The sequence below is a fragment of the Hymenobacter sediminis genome (genome assembly GCF_003231285.1).
Classification (GTDB): Bacteria; Bacteroidota; Bacteroidia; order Cytophagales; family Hymenobacteraceae; genus Hymenobacter; species Hymenobacter sediminis.
The window spans coordinates 355,874-381,414 of sequence record NZ_QKNS01000004.1 but is presented as its reverse complement, the minus strand read 5'-3'; the positions used below and the strand labels follow the sequence as shown (position 1 = coordinate 381,414).

The window sequence follows — 25,541 nt, the reverse complement described above, 5'->3', positions numbered from 1 at the left end:
TTCTGATAGATAGCAGCGTGTAGTTTTGGGAGATGTCGGAGCTAACCTAATGAGCCTGAGTCATGACTGGCTGTGCGGGCTCCGCTGCTGGCCTGTGCCAAGCTCTAGTCACTTCCACGCACACTCTTTGCCTCGTATGTCTAAACCTCTCTGCTCCCTGCTAGCGCTTAGCTTAACGGCAACCGCGGCACTAGGCCAGCCCACGGCGCCCTCGGTATCAGCTACTGACACGTATTTCGGGGTAACGGTGACGGACCCGTACCGCAACCTGGAGAACCTCACCGATCCGGCCGTGCAAACCTGGATGCAAGCCCAGGCGGCTTACGCCCGACAAACGCTCGACGCTATTCCGGGCCGGCAGGGGCTGATAGATAAGATGAAGGAGTTTGATAGCCGCAAGGCATCGACTGTAGGTCGTCAGGTATTCGTTGCCGATAACAACCGGTACTTCTACCTCAAAATCCGCCCCCAGGATGAGCAGCCCAAGCTCTACTACCGCGACGGTTATCAGGGTGCCGAAAAGCTGCTCTTCGACCCCGAAAGCTTTGAGCCAGGTAAGGTGTACACCATCAATGAATTTTCGGCGGCTTATGATGGCAGCAAAGTGGCCTTCTCACTCAGCGAGAAGGGTAGCGAGATAGGGGAGGTGCGCATTCTGGAGGTGAAAACCCAGCAGCTCTACCCCGAACGCTTGGCCCGGTCCTGGGGCGGCGCGGAGTGGCTGCCGGATAACCAGAGCTTCACCTATACTCCCCTCAACAGCACCGATGTAAAGGACCCCGCCGCCCGCCTCAACACCCAGGCCTACCTGCACCGCGTAGGCCAACCCCAGAGCCAGGACCAGCCCATTTTCTCGGGGCGGCTCTACCCCCAACTAGGCATCAAGCCGGCGGAGTACGCCTACGCCCGCGTGGACCGCGACACGAAATTGGCCTACGGCATGCTGAGCACCGTGGACCGCTACCTGTATGGCTACTACGCGCCGGCTGCAGCCTTAACCAAACCCAACATTCCCTGGCAGCCCCTTTTTAAGCCCGAGCAGGAGGTAACCAACTTCGTGTCGGATGGGCAGTACATTTATTTCACAACCTCCAGAAACACGCCGCGCGAAAAAATCATGCGCATGCCGGTAGCCAAGCCCAACGTAGCCACGGCCGAGCTGCTGGTGCCCGAAAGCCCCAATGAAGCCATAAACGACGAGGAGCTCAAGACCACCAAAGATGGGCTGTACTTTGTGCGCACCCGCAACGGCGTGGAAGCCAAGCTCTACTTCGTGGCGAAAGGCAGCAAAACGGTTCAGGAAATCAAGCTGCCCCAGCCTGTGGGCACGCTCAGCCTGCAAAGCAAAAACGCTCAGTCGCCGGACCTCTGGATCAGTGCTGTAGGCTGGATTACCGACCGTAAGCGCTACCGCTACGTGGCCGCTACCCGGCAGTTCTCGCCCGAGCCCTTGTCGTCGGAAGCCCAATATCCGGAGTTTGCCGAATTGACCGTGGAGGAAATAATGGTACCCTCGCACGATGGGGTAAAGGTGCCGTTGTCGTTGGTGTACCGGAAAGGACTGCCCCGCAACGGCAGCGCCCCAACTTTGATGGTGGGGTACGGTGCTTACTCCATCCCTACGGGTCCGTTCTTCTACCCGCCCTACCTGCTCTGGACCCAGCAAGGCGGCGTGCTGGCCGTGCCCCACGTACGCGGCGGGGGCGAGCTGGGCGAAGAGTGGCACAAAGCCGGCCAGAAAACCACCAAGCCCAACACCTGGAAAGACCTTATTGCCTGCGCCGACTACTTGGTGAAGCAACAGTACACAGGTCTGGGCAAGATTGCCATCAACGGCGGTAGTGCCGGCGGCATCCTTATTGGGCGGGCCATGACGGAGCGCCCCGATTTATTTGCTGCCGCTATTCCGGAAGTGGGCTGCCTGAACGCGGTGCGCATGGAGAACTCGCCCAATGGCCCCGTAAACGTGCCGGAGTTTGGCACCGTGCAAAAGGAGGGCGAGTGCAAGGCCCTGCTAGAAATGGATGCCTACCACCACCTAGTGCCCGGCACCAAGTACCCCGCTACCCTCGTGACGGCCGGCATGAACGACCCGCGCGTAATTGCCTGGCAACCCGCCAAGTTTGCCGCCCGCCTGCAAGCCAGCACCAGTTCCGGTAAACCGGTTCTGCTCTTCACCGACTACGAGGCCGGCCACGGCATCGGCGACTCCAAGCAGAAGCAGTTTGAAACCATGGCCGACCTGCTGGCCTTCGGCCTCTGGCAAACCGGCCACCCCAGCTTTCAGCCCAAAGCGGCCGCCATGAAGTAGAACCCGGTTATATAGTAGGATGCTCATTCAGAGCTTAAAAAAGCTGTCATATCAAGCTAGGCGAGACATCTCGCGTGCTGACGTTGAGTTACTCTGACAATTTCAGCACGCGAGGTGTCTCGACCAGCTCGACAGGGCGTGCTCTTTGCTTTCTGTCTAGGCCTTATACCACTCTGGGGCAATAAACAGGGTAGCTTAGCGGGAACAATTTTGCCTTAAAGCAACGTTTTCTGGCTGATGTGCGTACATTCGCACCCCGCTACTTGTGGCGGGTCTCGTTCTTTCAAAATTGGGGCTGACCGGAATTGACAGCTTGTGCAGGTCGCGAGTAAGCGTGTCGGGAGTTGGATGAATCTCCCGTTAAAAAGTCGTCCAAACAACAACCGGCGAGTATAGCTACGCCATGGCTGCCTAATCTAGGTATTAGGTAATTGCCATCGTCCCGCATCCGTCTTCCTTTTCACGGGTGAGTTCGGGGCGTCGTAAGTATTAGGATAGTTTTGGGGGCGCTGCGACTCCAAGGCGAAACCACAGCAGATAAGGACAAACCAAGGGCCTGATGTGCGCCTGGAATGTCTCGAAAATTCAAGCATAGATACACACGTAGAAAGCTCGACGGCTTCCTTGTCTGGACCAGGGTTCGAATCCCTGCAGCTCCACTGAAGCGCCCTCCCTGGCAACGGGGAGGGCGTTTTTTGTTTTAGGCCCCTCGTGATGTGGCCACCCTCGCAGGGTATAGGGTTTGGAAAGCAATAGGGGATAGAAAGCTGGCAGGTAGCTTCGGCCAAGCGTGCGTACACAAGGTTTCGCTTAGTGCCATGGGGTAGGCCTTAAAGGAATACCCAATTGGAAGTTAGCCAGACCGGGAGAGGGGCTGGGATCTGTATAAGCTCAACTATATAGGTCAAGTAATTTATATGGGGTTGAAAATAAGATATATAGATAGTTGCTTATGGTATTAGCGGGTGAAAATAGCCCAAAACAGGCCGTTAGCGCCTATTTATAACTATCCGGGCATTGCATTGCACAAACTTGACCGGCAGTGTGTAGCTTTACTGAAACCGGTTGGTGGCGCTTTTCGCAAGCACTAGCCATCAGGCTCCGTTTCGTAAGGGCGGCGAGTGGCACTTTCCTTCCAAAAGGCCGGCCGCCCAATTACCTGCCCCACTATGCCCGTAGAGCTACCGCGTCCTGCCCTTTCTACCCCTGCTTCCACCTCCAACCCACCCGCTGATGCCCGCACCCGGCTTCTGGCTACCTGGCTACGCCCCGTCGTGGGTTGGCTTCTCCTGCTCCTTTTCCTGGTAAGTGGTGTCGCTTCAACGGCCCTGGCGCAAACCACGCCGCCGACCTCTCCGGAGTGCGCAGCCGATGAGAAGTTTGCTAATACTTGGTACTTCGGCTTTAAAGCGGGGCTCGACTTTAACCAAGCCTCTGCCGACTCCCTTCCGAAGGTGCTAACTAATGAGGCAATGGATGCCCCCGCTGGCTCGGGTGTGATGTCGGACAAGGACGGCAAAATTCTCTTTTACAGCAACGGCGAAACCGTTTGGAACGGCGACGGTACTGTGATGACCAACGGCACGGGGCTGGCGGGCAACCGCTTCACCACCGACGGCCCCCTGCCCATTAAGCTGCCCGGCAGACCTACGGCCGGTCAACCGACGCGCTACCTGCTGTTTACTCTGAACAGCACGGTAGGCCTGAGCTACTCAGAAATAGAGATTCCTGAGGGTGGTGGACCGGGTACTGTGATAGCCGCCACCAAAAACACGCCCCTGGCCCGCGGCACGGCAGAAAAGCTAACGGGCGTATTCCATAAAAATGGCTGCGACATCTGGGTTATCGCACACGGTTGGGGCGATGGCAAGATGGGCAACGACAACCGGGGCGATGCCTTTCTGGCCTACCGCGTGCGGCAATCGGCTGGCTATGTGGGGCCAGTCCTCATTGACGCACCCATTATTTCAGCCATTGGTAGCCTGCACGCGCCAAGCGTTGCACCCCTGGGCTACAAAGGTCAGATGCGGGTAACTCCCGAAGGCAAGCGGCTAGCCCTGGCCCGCTACAGCGAGGTAGTAGGCGACAGTAGCAGCACTGTAGAACTGTTTGGGTTTGATAACGGCACTGGCCAAGTGAGCGCCGACCCCCAGGTGCCGTACATCGTGGACAGCGGTGCGGGCAAATATTATGGTGTGAGCTTTTCGCCCGGCAGCTACCTCTACGCCACCGTGCGCAACCCACCCAAGCTGCTTCAATTCGATATCAGCGGCCGCGGTCCGGTTACCAAGGAGGATATTCCGCTCAAGCAGAAGACTCCCGCCGATCTGGGTTCGTTGCAGACCGCGCCCGATGGCAAGATCTACGTAGCCCGCGACAACCAGCCGGCACTGGGTTTTATCCCTTATCCTGACTCGCTGGGGGCAAAGGCCGGTTACGCCGATGATAGCCTGCAGTTAGGTGGCCGTCTGAGTGGCTTGGGCTTGGTCAACTTTAACCAAAGCTCCCTGCTGCGCGTGGGGCCTAGCTTTCGGATAACGGGTTGTCGGCAAATTTCATTTGAAGCCCCGCCCATTGACTTTGATAACAAGAAGTACCTCTGGACGTTTGGCGACGGTGCTACCTCTACGGAGGAGAAGCCCGTTCACGTTTACGCTAGGCCCGGCAACTACACCGTGACGCTGCGCATTGATACCGACTGCTTTTGCCGCGAAAGCTCCGGCACAATTCAGGTGCCGGATTTGCCGGTGCCGGGTACCATTGCGGCGCCTCAGACGCTGTGCGCGGGAACCGCGCCGGACTCTCTTACCAGCGCTGTTGATGCCTCCGGCGACGCCGGCCTGCCGCTCGTGTACCAATGGGAAACCTCAAGGGATAACTCTACCTGGAGTGAGGTTCCCGGGGCCACCGGAGCCAGCTACCAGCCCAGCAATTCATTGCCTACGGGCATCACATATTTCCGGCGGCGCGCGCAGCTGCTGCTGCCTGACCAATCCGGGCCTTACTGCACGCCTAGCTTTACGGCTTCGGTAGCCATTACTGTACTGCCGGCCCTCACGCCTGGCAGCATTGCTGCCAACCAAACGGTGTGTGTGGGCAGCCCTGTGGCTCCCCTGACGAGCACCACGCCAGCTACCGGCGGGAACGGCACGTTTGCCTATCAGTGGGAATCATCCGTGGATGGTACTACCTGGGCGCCTGTTCCAAATGCCACCAGCGAGACTTTTACACCCGGTCCGCTCACGGTTACGACCCTCTTCCGTCGGCAAGTAGCTTCTGGTGCTTGCCCCGCTGCGCCGTCCAATGTGGTTACCATAACGGTGGTACCTGCCCTCAACGCCGGTACTATTGCGGCTGACCAAGCTATCTGCGCGGGCGGCACCCCGGCGCCCCTCACCAGCGTGGTTGCGGCTACAGGCGGTACGGGCACCATTGCCTACCAGTGGGAGTCGTCGGTGGATAACACGACCTGGACGCCTATTTCCGGGGCTACTGGCCCGAATTACGAGCCGGGTGTGCTGAATGCTACCACGTACTTCCGCCGTCAGGCCAGTGCGGGCAGTGCGTGCGCTCCTGCTATATCGAACGTGGTGACCATCACGGTGGCGCCGGCTCTGGTGGCCGGTACTATTGGCGCTGATCAAACCCTTTGCCCCGGTGCTACCCCTGCTACCCTGACGAGCACAACTGAAGCAACGGGTGGGGCTGGTCCGGTTGCTTACCAGTGGGAATCATCCGCGGATAACTCGACCTGGACTGCTATTACGGACGCCACCGGCCCGACGTATGCTCCCGGCGCGCTTACGAGAACTACTTATTTCCGGCGGCGTGCAACGGCTGGCGCCTGCGGACCTGTCTTCTCCAACGTTGTCACGCTGACGGTGCTGCCCGAGCTAGTAGCCGGCACTATTGCCGCCGACCAGACTCTTTGTGCGGGCGCTACCCCCAACCCACTAACCAGCACAGCTGCTCCCACCGGCGGCACTGGCACGTTTGCCTATCAGTGGGAATCATCTACAGACAACACCACCTGGGCAGCCGTGTCAGGCGCTACCAATCCAGAATTTGCTCCTGGGCCGCTTTCTACTACCACCTTCTTCCGGCGTCGGGTGACATCAGGCACCTGTGGCCCAGTATACTCGCCGGTTGTTACCCTGACGGTGTTGCCCGCCCTGACGGCAGGTAGCATTGCCAGCAACCAAACGCTGTGCTTCGGGGCAACGCCTACCCCTCTTACCAGCGCCAATGCCGCCACGGGTGGCACGGGCACGTTTACGTACCAGTGGGAATCTTCCGCAGACAATACCAACTGGAGTGCTATACCTGGAGCCACTGGACCAACGTATGCGCCGGGTGCTCTGCAAGCCACAACCTACTTCCGCCGACGTGTAACGGCCGGCGCCTGCGGGCCTGTCTTCTCCAATGTGGTGACCATTACGGTGGCACCGGCTCTGGTGGCCGGTACTATTGGCGCTAACCAGGCAGTGTGCCTAGGGGCTACCCCCGCGCCGCTGACGAGCCTTACCCCGGCTACGGGCGGTACGGGGCCGCTGGCATATCAGTGGGAGTCATCACCGAATGGTTCGACCTGGACGTCTGTTCCTGGTGCTACCGGCGAGACCTTCGCGCCGGGCCCGCTTCAGGCTACTACTTACTTCCGGCGCAGAGTAACGTCGGGAGCTTGTGGACCAGAGTATTCACCGGCTGTTATTCTGACCGTGTTGCCGGAGTTGATTGCAGGAAACATCAGCGCTGATCAGACTATTTGTGCCGGTACGGCGCCTACCCCCCTTAGCGGTGGTGGAGCCAGTGGAGGCACTGGGGCCTTTGCTTACCAGTGGGAATCATCCGCAGATAACTCGAACTGGACTGCTATACCCGGAGCCACCAACCCTACCTTCGCGCCGGGCCAACTGAATGCTACCACGTATTTCCGCCGCCGGGTTACTTCCGGTACCGGCATCTGCGGTACGGCGGTTTCCAACGTGGTAACTATACAGGTGCAGCCCCTCGTGACGCCTAGCGTGAGCCTAGCTCCTCCGCCCGTGTTGTGCCCTGGCACGCCCCTCACTTTCACGGCTGTAGCCGCCAATGCAGGGGCCGAGCCTACCTTCCAGTGGTTTGTTAACAACGTGGCCGTTGCTAGTGGGCCTACGTTCACCAGCAACACCCTCGTAACCGGCGACCAGGTGCGGGTGCAGGTAACGCCCACGGCGGGCCTGTGCAGCACGGGGCCAGCGGTAGCCAGCGTTACGGTCACGCGCACCCCTACACCCTTGCCTACCCTCACTATTGCCGTGCAGCCGGGCGGGCCCGTTTGCCTGGGCGCGCCGCTTACTTTCAGTATTGCCTCCGTCACGGAAGCAGGGCCTACCCCTGAGTACCAGTGGCAGGTAGACGGAGCTGATGTAGCCGGTGCCACGGGCCCCGTTTTCACTAGCACCACGCTGCGTGCGGGCCAAACCGTGACGCTACGCCTGCGCACCACCAACAGCTGCGGCCAGCTCGTTACGGCGGTTTCTAATGCGGTGCCAGTGCGTATTCAGCCGCCGGTTGATGTAGATGCCGGTCCCGACAGAGAAATTCTGGCCGGTTCTTCCGTGACCCTGGAGGGCCGCGCCGATGGCTCCTACCCCGTGCGCTGGTCGCCGGCTGTGGGGCTGAGGTTCTCCAGCGATTCGCTGCGGCCTGTGGCTTCGCCCACCGTAACCACCACCTACACGCTTTCGGCGGGTAGTGGGGGCTGCGCCGATTCCGACCAAGTGACTATCACAGTGCGCCCGCCCATCCGGATTCCAAACGCCTTCACGCCCAATGGCGACGGCCGCGACGATACCTGGCAGATTGAGTTTATCGAGCAGTTCCCCGACAACACGGTGACGGTGTTCAACCGCTGGGGCAACAAGATTTTCTCCGCCAATAACTACAGCCGGGCCAATGAGTGGCGCGGCGACATTAATGGCCAGCCCGCGCCGGTGGGTACCTACTACTACGTTGTCGTCACGAAGGGCCCGCTTGGCAGGTCCTACAGCGGGTCGATTACGATTCTGTACTAATCAAATGCCTGGCGGCGCCACGCGCTGCCAGGCTTTCCTTCTCTCCTGATCGACCCGAAGGCAATGACTGCTATGAGAAAAGCCTTACCCTTACTGCTGCTGCCACTGCTGTTGGCTGCTGTGCCGGCCCTGGCCCAGCAGCAGGCGCAGTACAGCCAGTACATGAATAATAACTACATCCTCAACCCTGCTACTACGGGGGTAGAGGATTACATTGATGTAAAGGCGAGCTACCGCACCCAATGGACGGGCCTGGAAGGAGCGCCTAAAACCTACTACCTCAGCGCTAGCTCCTCGCTGGGCAAGTGGCGCACCACTGGCAAGCGCACCCTGCGCGACCGGCGGCGGCCGTTTCACGCCATCGGGGGGCTGATCTATAACGACCAGACGGGGCCCACGAGCCGGAAAGGTGCCTATTTGTCCTACGCCTATAACCTGGTACTACGGCCCAACCTCCGGATGGCACTGGGCGTGTCGGCAGGTATGCAGCAGTTTGCCGTCGATGGGCAGCAGTTGCAGTTCTTCGACCCTACCACTGTGGCGGCCAGTGATGCCTCGCGGGTGCTGGATGGCACCATCGGTATTTGGGTGTACAGCTCTGATTTCTACGTGGGGGTTTCGGGCGCGCAGTTGCTCGGCAACAAGCTCGATTTCTCCTATGGGCCTACCTCGGTGGCACCGGGAGAAGGCAACTCTCTGAAGCGACATTACTTCGCTACGGCTGGCGTACGGGTGCCGCTCAACGAAGAATGGTCTTTGGTGCCCTCAGTGCTGGTAAAGGCCGTGAACCCAGCCCCGCTCTCCCTCGATATCAATGCCAAGCTCAAGTACCAGGATTTGCTGTGGGGCGGGGTGTCGTGGCGTGCCTTTGACTCCTTCGTGGCCATGGTGGGCCTGAACTACGAGCAATTTACGGTTGGTTATTCCTACGATGCCGGTCTTTCAGAACTAGCCGACTACCACGGCGGCAGCCACGAGGTGCTGGTGGGGCTGCGCCTCAAGAAAAAGGCCCAGGTAGTCTGCACCAACCGGTTCTGGTAAGGCCAAAGGTGTTGTAGAACCATACCACCACAACACGAAAAAGCCGTCCTGTCTCGATAAGCTCGACAGGACGGCTTTTTCTTACCCCAACTAATCAGTCAGAGCTCTGCGCCATTAGCACGGGTAGGAAGGTTAGCCCTTCACCGATGAGTTCCGGATGAGCAGATCAGGGGGGAGTACAATGCGGCGGGGAGCGAAGTTTTGCCCACGCTCTTCGCGCATTTCCAGAAACAGCCGCACCGCCGACTGACCCATTTGCTCGCACCGCTGGTCCACGGACGTTAGCATGGGCTCAGTGAGGGAGGTGAAAGTTTCATTGCTGAAGCCGGCCAAAGCAATATCCTGGGGCACGCGCAACTGATGGCGTTTCAATTCCTGCAGAGCGCCCACAACGGAAAAGTCGCTGGCTGAAAACACGGCATCGGGCCGCTGGGGTAGGGCCAGCAGCTTCGCCATTCCCCGAACGCCATCGTCCACTGTCATATCACAGTGAAAGATCAGGTTTTCCTCTACAGGTAAGCCATGCTCGTGTAGGGCATCAAGGTAGCCGAGGCGGCGGTTCTTGTAAATGTTGAGGTGCAGCGGCCCCCCGAAATGCGCAATGCGGCGGCAACCTTGCCCAATCAGGTGCTTGGTAGCCTGGTAACCGCCCTCCCGGTCGTCGAGCACCACGGCACTCACATTAAGGCCATCCAGCACCCGATCAAAAAACACCAGCGGAATACCCTGTTTCTCTACCTTCTCGAAATGCTTGAAGTCGCGGGTGGTGCGGGCCAGTGAAACCAGAATGCCTTCCACTTGGGCGCTGAGCAGGGTTTCAATGTTTTTACGCTCGTGGTCCACATCCTCATTCGACTGGCAGATGAGCACATTGAAGCCCGCTTTGGTGGCCACCGTTTCAATACCTTTCACCACCAGCGTGAAGAAGTGCCCATCAATGTGCGGCACGATAACACCGAGCAGGTTGCTGCGACCTTTGCGCAAACCAGCCGCCAAATGATTGGGCTGGTAGTGCAACTCTTTCGCCAGCTTCCACACCTTTTTCTTGGTTGCGTCGCTGATGCTAGGATGGTCGCTGAGGGCGCGGGAAACCGTGGAAATAGAGATTCCCAGTTGCTTAGCCAAATCAGAAATAGAAGCTTTTTCGCGCGCCAATGCCTTGCTGGGTTGGAATGAATGAGAGGAAGGTAAAGCAATAAATTGCGCAAATGTTACGCAAATAATTGCTTTGCCTCCATAAATCATAAAGCACGCCCTAAAGCAGTACTTAGGCTCACTTATTGGCTGTCGTTATTAGGCAAGTAATACAGACAGATCCCAACACCCATTTTAGTGAGGCAAGGGCTGCGGGGTATATGTTGGGCCCTGGCAGCGCGGGCCCTGGGCCGTCCAGGCTAGCTTATCGATGCAGAGCTGTCGTTCTTTCATATCCTTGTCCCAGGCGTGATACACGAGGTATTCGGTTTTGCCATCGGGACTAAGGACGTGGGAGTGGTGGCCAGGGCCGCGCACATGGCCGGCTACCGCATGTAGCACCCGCGCGCCCTTTTCGGCCCCAGCATCAGAGTAAGGGCCTAGTATAGAATCAGCCACGCAGTAGTCTACGCCATAGCGGGAAGTAAGGAAGTTGGCGCCGCTATAAAAGCAATAGTACTTGCCGTTATGCTTGCGCATGAAGGGGCCTTCCAGGGTGTGCCACTCGGGGAAGGTTTTGCCGCCGTAGAGGGGCATGGTGCGGTTTTTCTCAAACACCGTCCAGTCGTGGCGGGCGCGCATCACAGTGCGGCTTTCTCCGGCCAGGCGGGTCATATCCAAGAGGCGGTCTACGACCAGGCCCGTGCCGGGGCGGTAGCCGTTGTCGGAGTCGATGAAGTCGCGGGCGTAAAACAGGTACCATTGCCCGTCGGTGTCCTGGAAAGGGTGAGCATCGATGGTGAACTTGCTGTCGGGTACATCAAGTAGGGCCACTTGCTGATAGGGGCCTTGCGGAGTTTTGCTGGTGGCTACGTGCAGACGGTGACCCACGGTAGCGCCAATGGCGCCGCCGCCCATAGAGTAGTACATGTAAAACGTACCGTTGTGGTAGATGACTTCGGGGGCCCAGAAATCAGCTCCCTCGGCACCAGCGGGTGGCGTAAGAGCCCCACCGGCCACTTTCCAGTCCACTAGGTTATCAGAGGTGAGCAGAGTGAAGATGCGCCCATCTTTGGTACGACCGGTGCCAGTGGTGCCAAAGGCGTAGTAGCGGCCCTCATGGCGCAGCACAAAAGGGTCGGGAAACTGGCCGGCGTACACCGGGTTGGTATAGGTACGGGCAGCCGCGCGGGCGGCGGCCTGATTCATCAGCGCAAGAGAAGCGAGGCCAGCAGTGGCCTGCTGCAGAAAATGACGACGAGAAGGCATGGAATACTTGTGTGGGAGAGGTTGAGGTAAAGCGAAGGGGTAGCCCTGCGGAAGGCAAGAGGTAATTTTTCCTGAATGTCATGCCTGCTTTACAAGCATAAGGTTCCGGTAGATGGCCTATTGCCACTATGGAAACAAGCGTGCCATTTATGGTTTTGGCTGCTTGGCTAGGCGCTTGTCCAGCAGTTTGATGAAGTAACCGCCTACCACCGAGCGGGCCTGGAAGCCAGCTTGGCGGGCATCGGTGGTTTCGTGCCAATCGGTGAGAGGCACGCGGCTGGGCGTGTTGTTGGCGAACTGCCACACCGGAGCCACCAGCGCCTGAAAATCAGCGTCGCGCTCGGCCAGGGTCGCCGTCCAGATAATCCAGTCTGATTTGGTGTAGGTTCGGCGGCTGTCGAGGGGTAGGCCGTAGCGCTGCTGGTGTTGGAGGTAAAAAGCCATTTCCTGCTGGGCTATTTCAGGGGGAAATACGTGCAGATCCAGGAGCTTGTCCCACACCAGGTTGTACTTCTGGCTCCAGGAGCCGGCCGGTTTGTCAAAGGTCAGGGCGTAGTGGTTGCCATCCTGGGCCATGGTTTGCCAGCGCTTAGCCAAGTCGCGGGCTAGGGTGAGGTACTGCGTGGCCGTTTTTTCGTCGCCGAGTTGCCCGGCCAGCTGCCCGTAGCAGGCAATACCCATGATGGCCTTGATGGAAAGGTTGGTATTGCGGGCCAGATGACCGGCAAAGTCATCAGTGGAAAGCTGAGTGGCGGGGTCGAATCCGTCGCGCTGCAGGAAGCCCACCCACTTGGTGAGCGTAGCCCAATGCTGGCGAGCAAAGTCGGGCTTGCCATCCATACGCACCGTTGCGGCTGTCAGGATAAGCATGTTACCGGCTTCCTCCACGGGCATGTCTTCGCCGTAGGTTTGGCCGTTGGCGAGGGGGTAGGTGCCGATGTCATGGGCCGGGAAATCCTTCTTCCAGCGCCCTGACTCGCTGTAGTCGAAGATGAAGCGGAGCAGCCCTTTCGCCAGCTCATTATTATAGAGTAGAAACAGCGGGGCCGAGGGGTAGGTAACATCTACTGTACCAATGGAGCCGTTGCTGAAGTTTTCCTTCGACAGAAACAGTACTTCACCCTTCGGGCCGGCTACAATTTTGTGCGCCGCAATGGCTTGGCGGTAGGCCAGTTGGCAGAGGTCGGCGTATTGCTTACCGCCAGCGGCCTGAGCTTCGGCGTAAAGCTGCTGGTCGAAGGCGGTACATTTCTGGCGTAAGCGGGAGTAGTCGGCTTCGGCGGCCAGCAGGGTTTTCTCCATAGTCGTGGCCGGGTCGCGGCGCCACCAGCCATGCAGGTTCTGCCCGAAATACTGCACCGAATACTGGTCGTCGTAACCCAGCAGAATGTGCTGTTCGGCGGGTTGCTGGCTCACGCGGCCCAGGTCGAGCACTGTGCCCAAGGCCACGCGCTGGGCCTGCCCCGTTACGGCCTTGCCGGGCTCCGGTAGTTTTCCCGACTTGACAAACGCACTTTTCAGCGCAGCAGGGGTGCCCACCGCTGGCTGCCCTGCCACAGGTGCGGCCAGATACGCCTGTCCCCAGTCGATGCGCACGTTGTCGCCGGCCTTACCGAGTAGGGGCTGGGCCGTGGTACCCATTGCCTGCCACTCCAACTGGGCATTGCGGCCGGTTTGGGTCGTTACAGTTTGGTAGGGCGTATTGGAAGCAGTAGTGCCAGCTTCGGTCAGGAGCACTTGCACTGCGTGGGGCTTACCGTCGGTGGCTGCAGCCCCGAACGTGACGTAGCTGACAGGGCGGGCTACGGTTTCCAACTCATCCAGCAGTAGCGGGGAAAGAAAGTTAACCGTCAGGCGCACCGGTCCGGCCGCGAAGGTGTAGGTAGTTTGTGTGGCTGTAACTGTAGCGGCCGTTTGGCGAGCCCGGGCCAGCCGTTGCTGGGGCAGGATTTCGTAGAGGCCCGCATCCAGATGCTCGCCGCCCCGAGGGCTGGTACAGTGCATGGCCAGGAGGTTTTCACCTCGGCGTAGGGTTTGACGGGCCGCGTCAGGTAGCTCAAAGTTCTCGTAGCTGCCGTTGTAGTTGTCTTTCTTGAGCAGCAGCACGCCGTTCAGATACACTTCCACATCATCATCGTGCCAGAGGCGCAGGCTAAGCTTACCCGTAGGAAGCGGGTCGGAAATCGTGACTGTGCGCCGCACCCATACGTCGTCACCCGTCCAGGCCGTGCCTTGCAGGGTCTTGTTGTCGGTGAAGGGAGCCGGGCCAGTTTTCCACGTGGTGGCCGCGGCAAAACCGGCCTTTTCCCACCCGGCCGCGGGGGCAGTAAATGTGTAGCGGGCGGTGTAGGCCTTTTCCTCAGCTACAGGAATAATGGTCCGGTATTCCGGCGCGGCAGCTCCCAGAAACTGGTAAGCCTGCCCATCTACGCGCACTACCCCCTCCAGAGCCTGGGGCTCTCCGGTCCAGTGGCGGGTAGGCCCGGCCGTGAGGGTATCCTGAAAGGACCACAAGCTGAAGTACGGGTCGTGAGTGATGAGGGGATAGGCCGGCGGGCGAAGCTGTTGAGCTTCAAGTGGTATAGAGGTGAATGCCAGCAGGACCGCCGTGCTCAGGCCGGCTAGCTGCTGCCAGCCAAAGGGGTAGGAAGGAAAGCGCATGCAACCGTGGAGTAAGTGGAAGAGCGGGGAAAGAGTCTGTAATTATCGGGCCGGGCCTAGATTGACTTCTAGGTCATCCTTGGAAGGTAGGGCGGGGAAGGGGGCGTGAGGCTCGGTCTGGTACCAATAGGCCACAGAAGCCACATCGTCCTGCAGGGGTAGGTAGCGGCCGTTGTAGCGCCAGCCCAGGGCCTGGATAGTTATCCGCAAATCGGAGGTAAACCGGATGGGGTCCGGGATGTGCCAGCGGTACATGCCAAAGCGCTGATTGGCGCGGTAAAGTCCATCGGGTCGGATAACTTGGTGCAGGCCGGCGTAGGGCGTGGAGTACTCCTGATACTGGCGGGTTTTCTTGTTCTCGAAGTTGTAGGAGCCCAGGAAGTAATCCTCAGTACCGGTGCCGTTAATGGTAGGGAACTGGGTGTCGCCATCCATGAAAAACTTGATTTCACCCTCACCCCACCAGTCGTTGCTGTTCACGCCCCAGGCAATGTAGGTGCCCACGTACTGGCCCCGGCCCTTTACCCCATCCAGAATGGTGTAGGGAACCTTGTATTTTGTGGGGTTCTGGCGCCGGAACTGGGCATGAAAGTAGGCTGCGTCGTTGGGAACGTCGGTCAGGGTATAGTCGACCTGATAGTACAAAAACATGTCCTTCTCGTCGATATTTTCCAGCGTGATGCGGCACTTTTTGCGGAAGGGCATCAGCCAGTAGCAGTTGAAAGCGCTGCCCGGGTTTACCGTCACGGGAATGGAGTTAAGCAAGGCCGTTTCGCCCCAGCCCTGCCCGAAAAAGTCGCCCACCGGCACTTCCACCGAAGGCGTCTTTTCATCATCCCAATACATGCGCAGAATAGCGAAGCGCCACAGCCCCGTTGGAGTTAGCCAGATGTGCTGGATAGCCCCGGGCCCATCAATTTCAGCTACCACAGCCGTTTGGCCAGCTTTGATGATGATGCTTGGACTGACCTTCCAGCCCAAGCCTAGGTCGCGGGAGGCGTTCTGGCCGGTGCCGGTAGTAGCGCGCCCCCCCTGGCCTTTGGCGCCGGTAAAGTTCTCGGGGCTGATGGAGCGGGTTTTGGCGTCGGAGAGGCGGTAGAGGTTACTTAGGTCGGAGCCGAGGCCGTTAAACTTTTGCGCCCAAGCTGGACTAGCCAGAGGTAACAGCAGAAGTAGAAACAGGCAGCGTAGCGGTTGGAGCATAGGGGGTGGGATTGGATGGAGAAGGTAGCACAGAGAACGGACGACAAGATGCATAGAAAGATGCAAACGTTTGCATAAGTTGTGCTACAAACTTAGATTGCACCGCGCCTTCTATCCTAGTTAGTACAGGTTAGATACTACTTAGGGCTTCTGCGACTTCCTATTCTTGCCTCCACAACTAGTAGTAGGAAGTAGGAGAGTAGCAAGAAGCAGTATGTGCTCTACTCAGAGGTCCTACTGCTTTCAGAGCCTGTTCGCTCTTATTTTCTATTCCAGTCATTCATTCGCCGGCCTTATGCTGACCTTTAATGGCTCGACCTCCTTTTACAAGTCATAGATGCAAACGTTTGCATCTGCTGTATTAGCGAGCTAGTCAAGCTATATCGTCAGTCTACTTGAGTACCATTTCAGTCCTATTCTTTCCAGCCAAACCCCACCACAACCATGAGGCACCAGTACCTTTTCCTCCCGCTAATCCTACTCTTACTGCTGGGGCGGTCAGCCGCCGCTCAAACCAGCGGAAATCCTATCCTGTCGGGCTACCATGCCGATCCGGAGATGAATTACTTTAACGGCCGCTACTACATCTACCCGACTTCCAACGAAGGTACCGGTGGCCAGGACTTCCACGCGTTTTCATCCGCCGACCTTACGAACTGGCGCGACGACGGCGTGGTGTTCGATGTAGGTCCCCAGTGCACCTGGGCTGATTTCAACGGCTGGGCGCCCTCCGTGGTGGCCCGCAACGGCAAGTACTATTTCTACTACACGGCTGAGGTAAAAATAGGGGTGGCCGTGGGCAATAGCCCCACCGGTCCGTTCACCGACATTGGACGGCCCCTGATCGGCTCCGACCCTTACACTGTGGACATCATTGACCCGCATGTGTTCGTGGATGATAACGGGCAGGCTTACATCTATTACGGCGGCTCAAACGGTAGTAAGCTAGTAGCCCGCAAGCTCAATGCCGACATGGTGAGCCTGACGGCCGATGCGCCAGTCAACATTACGCCCCAAAACTACACGGAGGGCCCCTACATGGTGAAGCGCAACGGCACTTACTACATGACCTACTCCAATGGCTCGTGGACCAATGCCAGCTACAATGTACAATATGCCACCAGCACCTCACCGCTGGGTCCCTGGACCTACCGCGGCTCCCTGCTGTCCTCGGATGCGCAAAATCAAGGCCCGGGCCACCACTCCATCACCAAAATTCCGGGCTGCGACGAGTACTACATTACTTACCACCGCTACCAGAACAACAACTTCTCGACCCGCTACGTGGCCATCGACCGGATGTATTTCGCCGCAGATGGCTCCATGCAGAAGGTGAACATGACCAACTATGGGGTAGCTCCGCGGGTACCGGGTGGCGCGTGCCCGGCAAACATTCTGGTATCGGGCGGCACTTATAAACTCACCCATAAAGGCACGAATCAATGCCTCGAGGTAGCCGGCAATAGCCCTACCGCCGGAGCAAACGTGCAGCAATGGACCGACAACGGCAACGACGCCCAGCGTTGGATTGTGACCCTGGAAGCCGACGGCCACTACAAGCTCACGCACCGCGGTACCACCCAATGCCTGGAAGTGGCTGGCAATAGCACGGCCCCCAACGCCAACGTGCAGCAGTATACCGACAATGGGAGCGATGCCCAGCGCTGGCGCATGGAGGCCGTAGATGGTGGCTTTTATAAACTGACCCACAAAAACACTACCCAATGCCTTGATGTAGCGGGCAACAGCGCCACGGCCGGCACGAACGTAGCCCAGTACACCGATAACGGCAATGATGCCCAGCGTTGGCAGCTTACCCTCACCAACCTCGATATTGTATCGGGCGGCACGTACCGGCTGACGCACAAGGGAACGAACCAGTGCCTCGAGGTGCCGGGCAACTCCGCTACGGCTGGCACCGCCGTGCAGCAGTACACCGATAATGGTAATGATGCCCAGCGCTGGGTAATCACCCGCGAAGCCGATGGATTCTACAAAATTCGCCACCGCAACACCAACCTCTGCCTAGAGGTAGCCGGCAACAGCGCCACCGCCGGGGCCGTGGTGCAGCAATGGACCGACAACGGCAACGACGCCCAACGTTGGCAGATAGTGAACATGGGCGACGGCTACGTGAAGCTGGTGCACAAAGGCACCAACCAGTGCCTCGACGTGGACAACAACCTCTCGAACCCCGGTACCGGCATTCACCAGTACACCGACAACGGCAACGACGCCCAGCGCTGGAAGCTGGATTTAATGCCGGTGCCACTCAACAGCGGCCGTCCCGTACTAGCCGCCCGCGACGAAGCTCCGGCCGGTGCCCTCACTGCGTATCCTAACCCTGCCAGCAGCGGTATTATGCTGTCGTTTGTGCCTCGGGAGTCGGGCGCAGCCCGGCTGGAGGTCTACAGCAGCACGGGGCAGCTGGTGCGCCACCTGGCGTTGCAAGCCGTTGCAGGGGTAGCCAGCACCAACGTGCTGCCCGCTGCAACTCTGCCCGCGGGCCTGTACACGGTTCGGTTGACTTGCGGGGGTAGCACCCAGCGGTGTAGCGTAGTAGTAACGCATTAAGAAACTGGTGCGGCGGGCATCACTTAACGGGTGCCCGCCGGCTTTCTCTCACCTTATGATGCACTCTGTGTTTCGTTACGCCTTACCTGGTAAGCTACTGGTTGGCTTGCTGCTGAGCGGCGCGGTAGCCCACGGTCAAGCTTCGGCGGTGGCTATTCGCACTCCACTCACGGCTCTGAAGTATGCGGAGCTGCCGCTAGGTGCTGTTAAGCCTCAGGGCTGGCTGCGGCAACAACTTCTTACCATAGATCAGGGGGCCACGGGGCACCTGGCCGAGTTCTTCCCCAAGCTCCGCGACGACAACGGCTGGCTGGGCGGCAAGGGCGACAACTGGGAAGAAACGCCCTATTGGCTTGACGGTGCCCTGCCTCTGGCTCACCTCCTCGATGACGCCCGACTCAAAGCCAAAATGCAGCGTTACATTGACTGGACTCTCACTACCCAGCGTCCGTCGGGCTATTTCGGCCCTCTGACCAAGGCTGAGCAAGCTGCCGGTAAACCTCTTAATGTGGAAGGCGAGCAGGGCGAAGACTGGTGGCCCCGCATGGTGATGCTGAAGGTGCTTAAGCAGCACTACCAAGCCACTCAGGACCCGCGGGTGTTGCCTTTTATGACCAAATATTTCCACTACCAGCTCCAAAACCTACCGTCCTTTCCGCTGGTGAAGTGGAGCGAGTGGAGCCGGGCCCGCAACTCCCGCGCCGTGGAGCGTGGCCCCCTGGTGTATGCTCTGCACATTCCGCATACCCAAACCAAAGGCACTATCAAGGAAGAAGGCGACTACTACGAGTTCAAGCCCGCGGCCCCCTGGAATTACGGCCTGCAAAAATCTCTCATTGAGAAGCCTGAGCAGTACCTAACCGTTATTCAGAAGCCGCTACCCTCCAACCAGCCCGGCACTATCTGGAACCCCGAGCGAGCCCCGGTTGAGCTTACTGCCATCGGCCGCCGCATCCCGGGCTGGCAGCTTAACGGCAACGTAGCGCCTCAGCCCGTCACCTCGCGCGATGAGGTGTACAAAGGAGAAGTAAGCCCCGCCGCCGAAAAGATTACGCTCATTCCTTACGGCTGTACCACCCTGCGGGTCGTGGCTTTCCCCGTGGTGAATTAGAAGAAGATAACAAGCCCTGGAACATCATGCCGAAGCATAACCGCCCAGGCTTACTTCCACAAAAATGACCTTCCCCGATACAGTCTGCTCTTAGTGCTCCCACCGTTTCTTACTCCTTGCCCCATGCGGATTTTCCTGCCACCGCTACTCCTTAGTGCTACCCTCATTACGAGCCTGAACCCGGCGCGGGCTCAGCAATCCGCTGTCAGAACGTTCACCAACCCCTTGCAGGAAAACGGCCCCGACCCTTGGGTAGCTCGCCACGGCGGGTACTATTACTACACCAACACGATGGGCCAGAACATCACGCTCTGGAAAAGCAAGGGCCTCAGCACCGTGAAAAATGCCCCGGCCACCGTGGTCTGGACGCCGCCCACTACAGGCCCAAACTCTACCCAGATCTGGGCGCCTGAGCTGCACTTCCTGGATGGCAAGTGGTACCTCTACTACACGGCCACCGACCAGGCCAACCCCGGCGACAACTCTCGCTACGTGTTCGTACTGGAAAATGCCAGCCCCGACCCCACAATGGGTACATGGGTAGACAAGGGCAAGGTAAACACGAAGTACACCGGCCTCGACGGCTCAGTGTTTGAGCAAGGAGGGAAGCGGTACTTCTTGTACTCCGCTTATGTGGGGCCCCAGAGCGTGCTAGCCATTGCGCCTATGCAAAACCCCTGGACCCTGCAGCCTGGCAAGGAAGTAACCATTGCCGCGCCCACCTACGCCTGGGAAAAAGGCGGGGGGCGCCAGATTTTAGAAGGCCCGGAGTTCCTGTCGGGCAAAAAAGGCCAACTGTTCATTGTGTATTCGGCCAGTGCCTGCTGGGATGATAATTACTCGCTGGGCATGCTTACGGCTGCTAAAGGCACCGACCCGTTGCGCCCCGATTCCTGGACGAAAGCTCCGCAGCCCGTCTTCCATCCCTCCGCCGAAAATGGGGTGTGGGGCACCGGCCACAACTGCTTTATTACCTCGCCCGATGGGCGCGAAGACTGGATAGTGTATCATGCTAAATCTGCCCCAGACGGTAAATGCGCCGGGCGCAGCTCCCGTATGCAACGCTTCGCCTGGAACCCCGACGGTACGCCTAACTTCGGCGCGCCGGTACCAGTGCAGCAGCCCCAGCAGGTGCCATCGGGCGAGTAGGCAGCCCACCTTCTTCTTGACCTTTATTTCCTTTCTTTTTCTTAGTACAGTACATGAAAAAACTGTTGCTCTTTGTCTGGTTGTTGGCTGCTTCCACCAGCACCTTCGCCCAGAAAACTAAAATCAAAACCAAAGGCGCGGCGGCTACCGCGGCGGCTCTCCAGGGCCAGCGCTGGTCGGCCGACAAAGCCACAGCCTGGTACAAGCAACACCCCTGGATGTCGGGGGCTAACTTTGCACCCAGCACGGCCATCAACCAGCTGGAAATGTGGCAGGCCGACACTTTTGACCCTACCACCATCGACCGGGAGTTGGGTTGGGCCGAGGGTATTGGCTTTAACACCATGCGCGTGTTTTTGCACAGCCTGGCCTGGCAGCAGGACCCCCAGGGCTTCAAGAAGCGGGTGAATGACTACCTCGCTATTGCCGACAAACACCACATTCAAACCATTCTGGTGTTTTTTGATGACTGCTGGAACAAGGACCCCAAGGCTGGCACCCAGCCCGCGCCTAAGCTGGGCATCCACAACTCCGGCTGGGCCCAGGACCCCGGCGACCCCGCCTCCCGCGACTCGGCTACCTTCGTGAAGCTCAAGCCCTACGTGCAGGACGTGCTGCGTAGCTTCGCCACCGATAAGCGGATTCTGCTCTGGGACTTGTACAACGAGCCTGGCAACAACAATAAGGGCAACTCCTCGCTACCGCTGCTGCGCAATGTGTTTGCCTGGGCCCGCGAAGTTAACCCCACCCAGCCTCTCAGCTCAGGCCTCTGGAACTGGGGCCTCACGGAACTCAACACTTTTCAGGCGCTGAATTCCGACGTGATGACTTATCATAACTACGACGAAGTGCCTGCCCACGAACGGGTAATTGAGCTGCTCAAAACCCACGGCCGCCCAATGATTTGCACCGAGTACATGGCCCGTCCCCGCAACTCACGCTTCGTCAACATCCTGCCCCTGCTGAAAAAGAACAACATCGGAGCCATCAATTGGGGCCTCGTGGATGGCAAAACCAACACCAAGTACCAGTGGGATGTGCCCATTGCCAACGGTGGTGAGCCGGGCGAGTGGTTCCACGAAGTATTCCGCAAAGACGGCACGCCCTACCACCAGGACGAGACGGACCTGATCCGCAAAATCAACGGTAAGTAAAGCTGCGCCGCTATTAAAAAAAAACACTGGTCGTTGGCGTCGAAACGGCTGCACAGTAGCCACTGCTAGGTTGCTGCCCCAGGACGTCATCTATTACCGACACAAAACGCTTGTTATCTGGGTTGCGCGAAGGGTCTCTGCCTCCAAATCTGCTCGTTGAGGTAGCAGCTAAGTGAGAGAAGTCTTTCGCGCACCTCGGGCTGACAAGAGGATTTACGGATTCGTGTATGAAAACATATTTTCTCCGCTTGCTACTCAGCGCCATGCTGCTGGCTGGTTCCGCTCACGCTCAGCAAGCACCTGTTGCTACCCCTGCTACCTTCACGAACCCCTTGCTGCCCGCCGGGGCCGACCCGTGGAGCATCTACCATGAAGGCTACTACTATTACACCCACACTACGGGCCGCAACATCACCCTCTGGAAAACCAAGTCGCTGAGCCAGCTGAAAACGGCCCCGAGTAAGGTCGTCTGGACGCCACCCGCCACGGGCCCCAACTCCCGCGACATTTGGGCGCCCGAGTTGCACCACATTGGCGGCAAGTGGTACCTCTACTATGCCGCCGATGCAGCCACCAACCAAACGCATCGGCTTTGGGTACTCGAAAACAGCTCGCCTGATCCTATGCAAGGCACTTGGGTTGACAAGGGACAGGTCCGGGACATAACCAACAAGTGGGCTATTGATGGGTCAGTATTCGAGAATAACGGGCAACTCTACTTCGTGTGGTCGGGGTGGGAAGGTGACGACAATGGCCGCCAGGACATCTATTTGGCTCGCCTGAAAAATCCATGGACCGTCGACGGCCCTCGCCTGAAAGTTTCGACGCCGGTGTATGCCTGGGAGCGAAACGGCGACCTGAACAATCCCCAGGACCCACCTCATGTTGATGTAAACGAGGGCCCTGAAGTGCTACGCCACGGCAACAAACTGTTTCTGATTTATTCGGCCAGCGGCTGCTGGACCGATTTCTACGCGCTGGGCATGCTCACGGCTTCTGCCGATAGTGACCTGCTGCAGCCGGGCTCCTGGGCCAAGTCGCCTACCCCCGTGTTTCAGCAGGACCCTGCCAACAAGGTGTATGCCCCCGGTCACAACTCCTTTTTCAAATCGCCCGACGGCACCCAGGACTGGATTCTCTACCACGCTAACGACGAGCCTGGCCAGGGTTGTGGCCAGTTCCGGACGCCCCGGGCCCAGCCCTTCACCTGGAACCCCGACGGCACGCCTAATTTTGGCAAGCCCATTCCCATTGGTCAGTCGCTAGCCCGGCCTTCGGGCGAGTGAGAGGGGTAGCCTATACGTCACAACGCCGCGCCGTATTACACGGCGCGGCGTTGTGGCTTTTTCTTTTCTGTCAGAGTATGATGGGCCAGAGGCGCAAACCAGCGGTAGCACACATGCTGGAGGTTTAAACTGCTTCCTGCCCTAGTGTTTGCTTATAGTGTACCTCCGACAATTCGCGCAGGCGTTGGGCAGCGTATTCAGGCGTGATGTCGCGCTGGGGGTTGGCCAGCAGTTCATAGCCTACCATAAACTTGCGCACGGTGGCTGAGCGCAGCAGAGGAGGAAAGAAGTGCATGTGTAAGTGCCACTCGAGGTGCTCTTGGCCATCGGTGGGGCGCTGGTGCAGCCCGGCGGAGTAGGGGAAGGAGGTCTGAAACAGGTTGTCGTACCGGATGGTAAGGCGACGCAGCACATCGGCAAAACTCTCACGCTCCGCATCTGTGAGCTGGGTTACATCCTGCACGGCGCGGCGCGGTAGCACCAATGTTTCGAAAGGCCAAGCCGCCCAAAACGGCACCAGCACCACAAAATGCTCGTTTTCCAACACTACCCGCTGCTGCTCTTTAAGCTCAATTTCGAGGTAGTCAGTGAGCAGGGTGCGGCCGTGCTGCTGGAAGTAAGCCTGCTGTTGAACGGTTTCCTTGGCTGGGTCGCCGGGCACGGTGCGCTGGGCCCAGATCTGGCCGTGGGGGTGCGGATTGGAGCAGCCCATTACCTGACCCTTGTTCTCGAAAATCTGCACGTAGTTGATATCCGGCCGGCTCCCCAAGGTCTGGAACTCCTCGGCCCACACATCCACTACCCCTCTGATGTCGGCCGTGCTCATTTCCGGCAGGGTCAAATCATGGCGAGGCGAAAAGCAGATAACGCGTCCCACGCCCGATTCGGCCTCGGCCCGCAGCAGCCCGCCTACTTCCACGGTACCAGCAGGGGCATCTGGGGTCAAGGCTGCGAAATCATTATCAAACACAAAAGTACCTGTATAGGCCGGGTTCACGGCTCCGTTGGCGCGCGTGTTGCCTGGGCAGAGGTAGCAAGTAGGGTCGTAAGTCGGGCGCTGGCTGCGGTCGGGTGCTTCCTGCTGGCCCTGCCAGGGCCGGAGCGCGCGGTGTGGCGACACCAGGAGCCATTCGCCCGTAAGCGGATTGAAACGACGGTGAGGTTGCTGAGCGAGGTCAAATGAAGCCATGCGGAAAGCGAAAAAGTGAGAAACCAGGAGCAAGTGCCGGACAGGAACCCGGCTCCGCTAGTGGTTCTAACGTGTTTTGATAGGGGGCCGGTCATGACGCCGGCAAATAACGGCAAGACAGTTATTCCGAGCCAGGCCGCGCACCATGGCGGTTCCCACTCCTCCACGAAGCGCCAACCCAGCCCGAAATACCTGTTGCTACTGGAGCACCACAGGCTCCAGCACCCCGACTCCACTTACTATGGTAGTCTGGTATGTTTCCAGCGAAATTCCAACTTCACGTTCGTACTGGGCACTAATGGAGCGGATAAACTCATCGACGTGGTCTACTTCTACCAGATTGATGGTGCACCCGCCAAAGCCCCCACCCATCATGCGGGCTCCGTATACACCCGGGGCCGCCTGGGCTAGCCGCACCAGCACATCCAGCTCGGGGCAGCTTACTTCGTAGTCGTCGCGCAGGCCGGCATGAGAGGCATACATCTGCTCTCCGAAGGCGCGTAGGTTGCCTGCAGCTAGTTGTTGGCAGGCCGCTTCCACCCGTATGTTTTCTTCTACCACGTAGCGGCACCGGCGGTAAACCACCTCGCCAAGTTCAGCTTCGTGGGCCTGTAGTTGTTCCAGGCTTGCATCGCGCAGGCTCTGCACCAAAGGGTAATGCCGCTGCAACACGGCTACCCCTTGCTCACACTCCAGCCGGCGGGTGTTATACTCCGAGCTGGCTAAGGAATGCTTTACCCCGGAGTTACAAAGCACAATGTGGCAGGTGATAGTATCAAAGGGAAAGTACTCGTACTCCAGGGAACGGCAATCTAAGCGTACCACCTGCCCATCTTGCCCGAACAAGCTGGCAAACTGATCCATCAGGCCACACTGTACGCCAGCAAACTCGTGCTCGGCCTTCTGGGCCATGTGGGCCAAGGTCATGCGGTCCAGGTTAGTTTCTAGCAAGGCATCCAAGGCAAAAGCCAGCCCGCACTCTACCGCCGCCGACGACGAGAGACCCGCTCCAATCGGTACATCGCCTCCAAACATGCAGTCGAAGCCCGGAACTGAAATGCCGCGTTTTTCAAACTGCGCAACTACACCCAGCAGGTAATTGGCCCACAGCGTACTTTCTGGCCTTACTTCAGTAGTCGGGGTAGTAAACAGGGCGTGATTATCATAAGAATAGAGCTGAATAATAGAGGTGTTGTTAAGCCTGATAGCAAAATAGATAGCCTTATCAATAGCCGCTGGCAATACAAAGCCCGCATTGTAATCCGTGTGCTCCCCAATCAGATTAACTCGGCCAGGAGCGCGCACAAGTAAGGTAGGGGTATGGTGAAACTGACGCTGAAAGGCAGCGTGGAGTAAATTAGGTAGCATAGCAGGGCAGAGGAATGAGAAGATACCAGTAGAAC

14 protein-coding genes and 1 other RNA gene are annotated in these 25,541 nt (G+C 58.5%); 9 read left to right on the top strand and 6 right to left on the bottom strand.

From position 1 onward, the window contains the following. Positions 1–136 precede the first annotated feature (136 nt). The 4 genes from DNI29_RS13180 (at position 137) to DNI29_RS13165 (ending at position 9,408) form a co-directional block, all read left to right on the top strand. Complete coding sequence (locus DNI29_RS13180) at positions 137–2,311, top strand: prolyl oligopeptidase family serine peptidase (RefSeq protein ID WP_110978574.1); 2,175 nt, start codon at positions 137–139, stop codon at positions 2,309–2,311. 291 nt (positions 2,312–2,602) lie between these two features. Continuing rightward, positions 2,603–2,973: a transfer-messenger RNA gene (gene ssrA / locus DNI29_RS13175) on the top strand. Between the two features lie 507 nt (positions 2,974–3,480). Next, positions 3,481–8,367, top strand: a complete 4,887-nt coding sequence (locus DNI29_RS13170) for a DUF8696 domain-containing protein (protein ID WP_110978573.1) — start codon at positions 3,481–3,483, stop codon at positions 8,365–8,367. 72 nt (positions 8,368–8,439) lie between these two features. Beyond that, positions 8,440–9,408, top strand: a complete 969-nt coding sequence (locus tag DNI29_RS13165; protein ID WP_162303605.1) for a PorP/SprF family type IX secretion system membrane protein — start codon at positions 8,440–8,442, stop codon at positions 9,406–9,408. A 132-nt stretch (positions 9,409–9,540) separates the two neighbouring features. Here DNI29_RS13165 and DNI29_RS13160 read toward each other — a convergent pair whose 3' ends face one another. The 4 genes from DNI29_RS13160 to DNI29_RS13145 form a co-directional block, all read right to left on the bottom strand. Next, positions 9,541–10,533 (bottom strand): LacI family DNA-binding transcriptional regulator, encoded by a 993-nt coding sequence (locus tag DNI29_RS13160; RefSeq protein WP_162303604.1) that lies wholly within the window; start codon positions 10,531–10,533, stop codon positions 9,541–9,543. Between the two features lie 204 nt (positions 10,534–10,737). Next, positions 10,738–11,811 carry a glycoside hydrolase family 43 protein gene (locus DNI29_RS13155; RefSeq protein WP_202910448.1) on the bottom strand — a complete coding sequence of 358 codons (1,074 nt, stop codon included), beginning with the start codon at positions 11,809–11,811 and terminating at the stop codon, positions 10,738–10,740. A gap of 147 nt (positions 11,812–11,958) precedes the next feature. Then, a complete protein-coding gene (locus DNI29_RS13150; protein ID WP_110978569.1) occupies positions 11,959–14,472 on the bottom strand; it encodes a glutaminase family protein in 2,514 nt (837 codons plus the stop codon). 42 nt (positions 14,473–14,514) lie between these two features. Continuing rightward, positions 14,515–15,675, bottom strand: a complete 1,161-nt coding sequence (locus tag DNI29_RS13145) for a glycoside hydrolase family 172 protein (RefSeq protein WP_110978568.1) — start codon at positions 15,673–15,675, stop codon at positions 14,515–14,517. 444 nt (positions 15,676–16,119) lie between these two features. Between DNI29_RS13145 and DNI29_RS13140 the strand changes: the two genes are divergently transcribed. The 5 genes from DNI29_RS13140 (at position 16,120) to DNI29_RS13120 (ending at position 22,949) form a co-directional block, all read left to right on the top strand. After that, on the top strand, positions 16,120–18,249 hold the full coding sequence (locus DNI29_RS13140) for an RICIN domain-containing protein (RefSeq protein WP_110978567.1): 2,130 nt from the start codon (positions 16,120–16,122) through the stop codon (positions 18,247–18,249). Between the two features lie 55 nt (positions 18,250–18,304). Then, complete coding sequence (locus DNI29_RS13135) at positions 18,305–19,360, top strand: beta-L-arabinofuranosidase domain-containing protein (RefSeq protein WP_238388085.1); 1,056 nt, start codon at positions 18,305–18,307, stop codon at positions 19,358–19,360. Positions 19,361–19,483: 123 nt separating this feature from the next. After that, the gene (locus DNI29_RS13130) at positions 19,484–20,509 is read left to right on the top strand and encodes a glycoside hydrolase family 43 protein (protein WP_110978566.1); all 1,026 of its coding nucleotides are present in this window, start codon (positions 19,484–19,486) and stop codon (positions 20,507–20,509) included. A gap of 53 nt (positions 20,510–20,562) precedes the next feature. Next, positions 20,563–21,663 (top strand): cellulase family glycosylhydrolase, encoded by a 1,101-nt coding sequence (locus DNI29_RS13125; RefSeq protein ID WP_110978565.1) that lies wholly within the window; start codon positions 20,563–20,565, stop codon positions 21,661–21,663. A gap of 227 nt (positions 21,664–21,890) precedes the next feature. Then, on the top strand, positions 21,891–22,949 hold the full coding sequence (locus tag DNI29_RS13120) for a glycoside hydrolase family 43 protein (RefSeq protein WP_110978564.1): 1,059 nt from the start codon (positions 21,891–21,893) through the stop codon (positions 22,947–22,949). 124 nt (positions 22,950–23,073) lie between these two features. Here the strand turns inward: DNI29_RS13120 and DNI29_RS13115 are convergent, their stop codons facing one another. Beyond that, positions 23,074–24,138, bottom strand: coding sequence for a UDP-glucose--hexose-1-phosphate uridylyltransferase (locus DNI29_RS13115; protein ID WP_110978563.1), 1,065 nt, complete (start codon positions 24,136–24,138; stop codon positions 23,074–23,076). 198 nt (positions 24,139–24,336) lie between these two features. Continuing rightward, positions 24,337–25,506, bottom strand: a complete 1,170-nt coding sequence (gene galK / locus DNI29_RS13110; protein ID WP_110978562.1) for a galactokinase — start codon at positions 25,504–25,506, stop codon at positions 24,337–24,339. Positions 25,507–25,541: the final 35 nt, after the last annotated feature.

Coding starts and splice junctions, on each gene's coding strand:
- DNI29_RS13120 (WP_110978564.1), top strand. CDS start 21,891: ATGAAAACATATTTTCTCCGCTTGCTACTCAGCGCCATGCTGCTGGCT.
- DNI29_RS13130 (WP_110978566.1), top strand. CDS start 19,484: ATGCGGATTTTCCTGCCACCGCTACTCCTTAGTGCTACCCTCATTACG.
- DNI29_RS13170 (WP_110978573.1), top strand. CDS start 3,481: ATGCCCGTAGAGCTACCGCGTCCTGCCCTTTCTACCCCTGCTTCCACC.
- DNI29_RS13115 (WP_110978563.1), bottom strand. CDS start 24,138: ATGGCTTCATTTGACCTCGCTCAGCAACCTCACCGTCGTTTCAATCCG.
- DNI29_RS13180 (WP_110978574.1), top strand. CDS start 137: ATGTCTAAACCTCTCTGCTCCCTGCTAGCGCTTAGCTTAACGGCAACC.
- DNI29_RS13150 (WP_110978569.1), bottom strand. CDS start 14,472: ATGCGCTTTCCTTCCTACCCCTTTGGCTGGCAGCAGCTAGCCGGCCTG.
- galK (WP_110978562.1), bottom strand. CDS start 25,506: ATGCTACCTAATTTACTCCACGCTGCCTTTCAGCGTCAGTTTCACCAT.
- DNI29_RS13155 (WP_202910448.1), bottom strand. CDS start 11,811: ATGCCTTCTCGTCGTCATTTTCTGCAGCAGGCCACTGCTGGCCTCGCT.
- DNI29_RS13145 (WP_110978568.1), bottom strand. CDS start 15,675: ATGCTCCAACCGCTACGCTGCCTGTTTCTACTTCTGCTGTTACCTCTG.
- DNI29_RS13165 (WP_162303605.1), top strand. CDS start 8,440: ATGAGAAAAGCCTTACCCTTACTGCTGCTGCCACTGCTGTTGGCTGCT.
- DNI29_RS13125 (WP_110978565.1), top strand. CDS start 20,563: ATGAAAAAACTGTTGCTCTTTGTCTGGTTGTTGGCTGCTTCCACCAGC.
- DNI29_RS13140 (WP_110978567.1), top strand. CDS start 16,120: ATGAGGCACCAGTACCTTTTCCTCCCGCTAATCCTACTCTTACTGCTG.
- DNI29_RS13135 (WP_238388085.1), top strand. CDS start 18,305: ATGATGCACTCTGTGTTTCGTTACGCCTTACCTGGTAAGCTACTGGTT.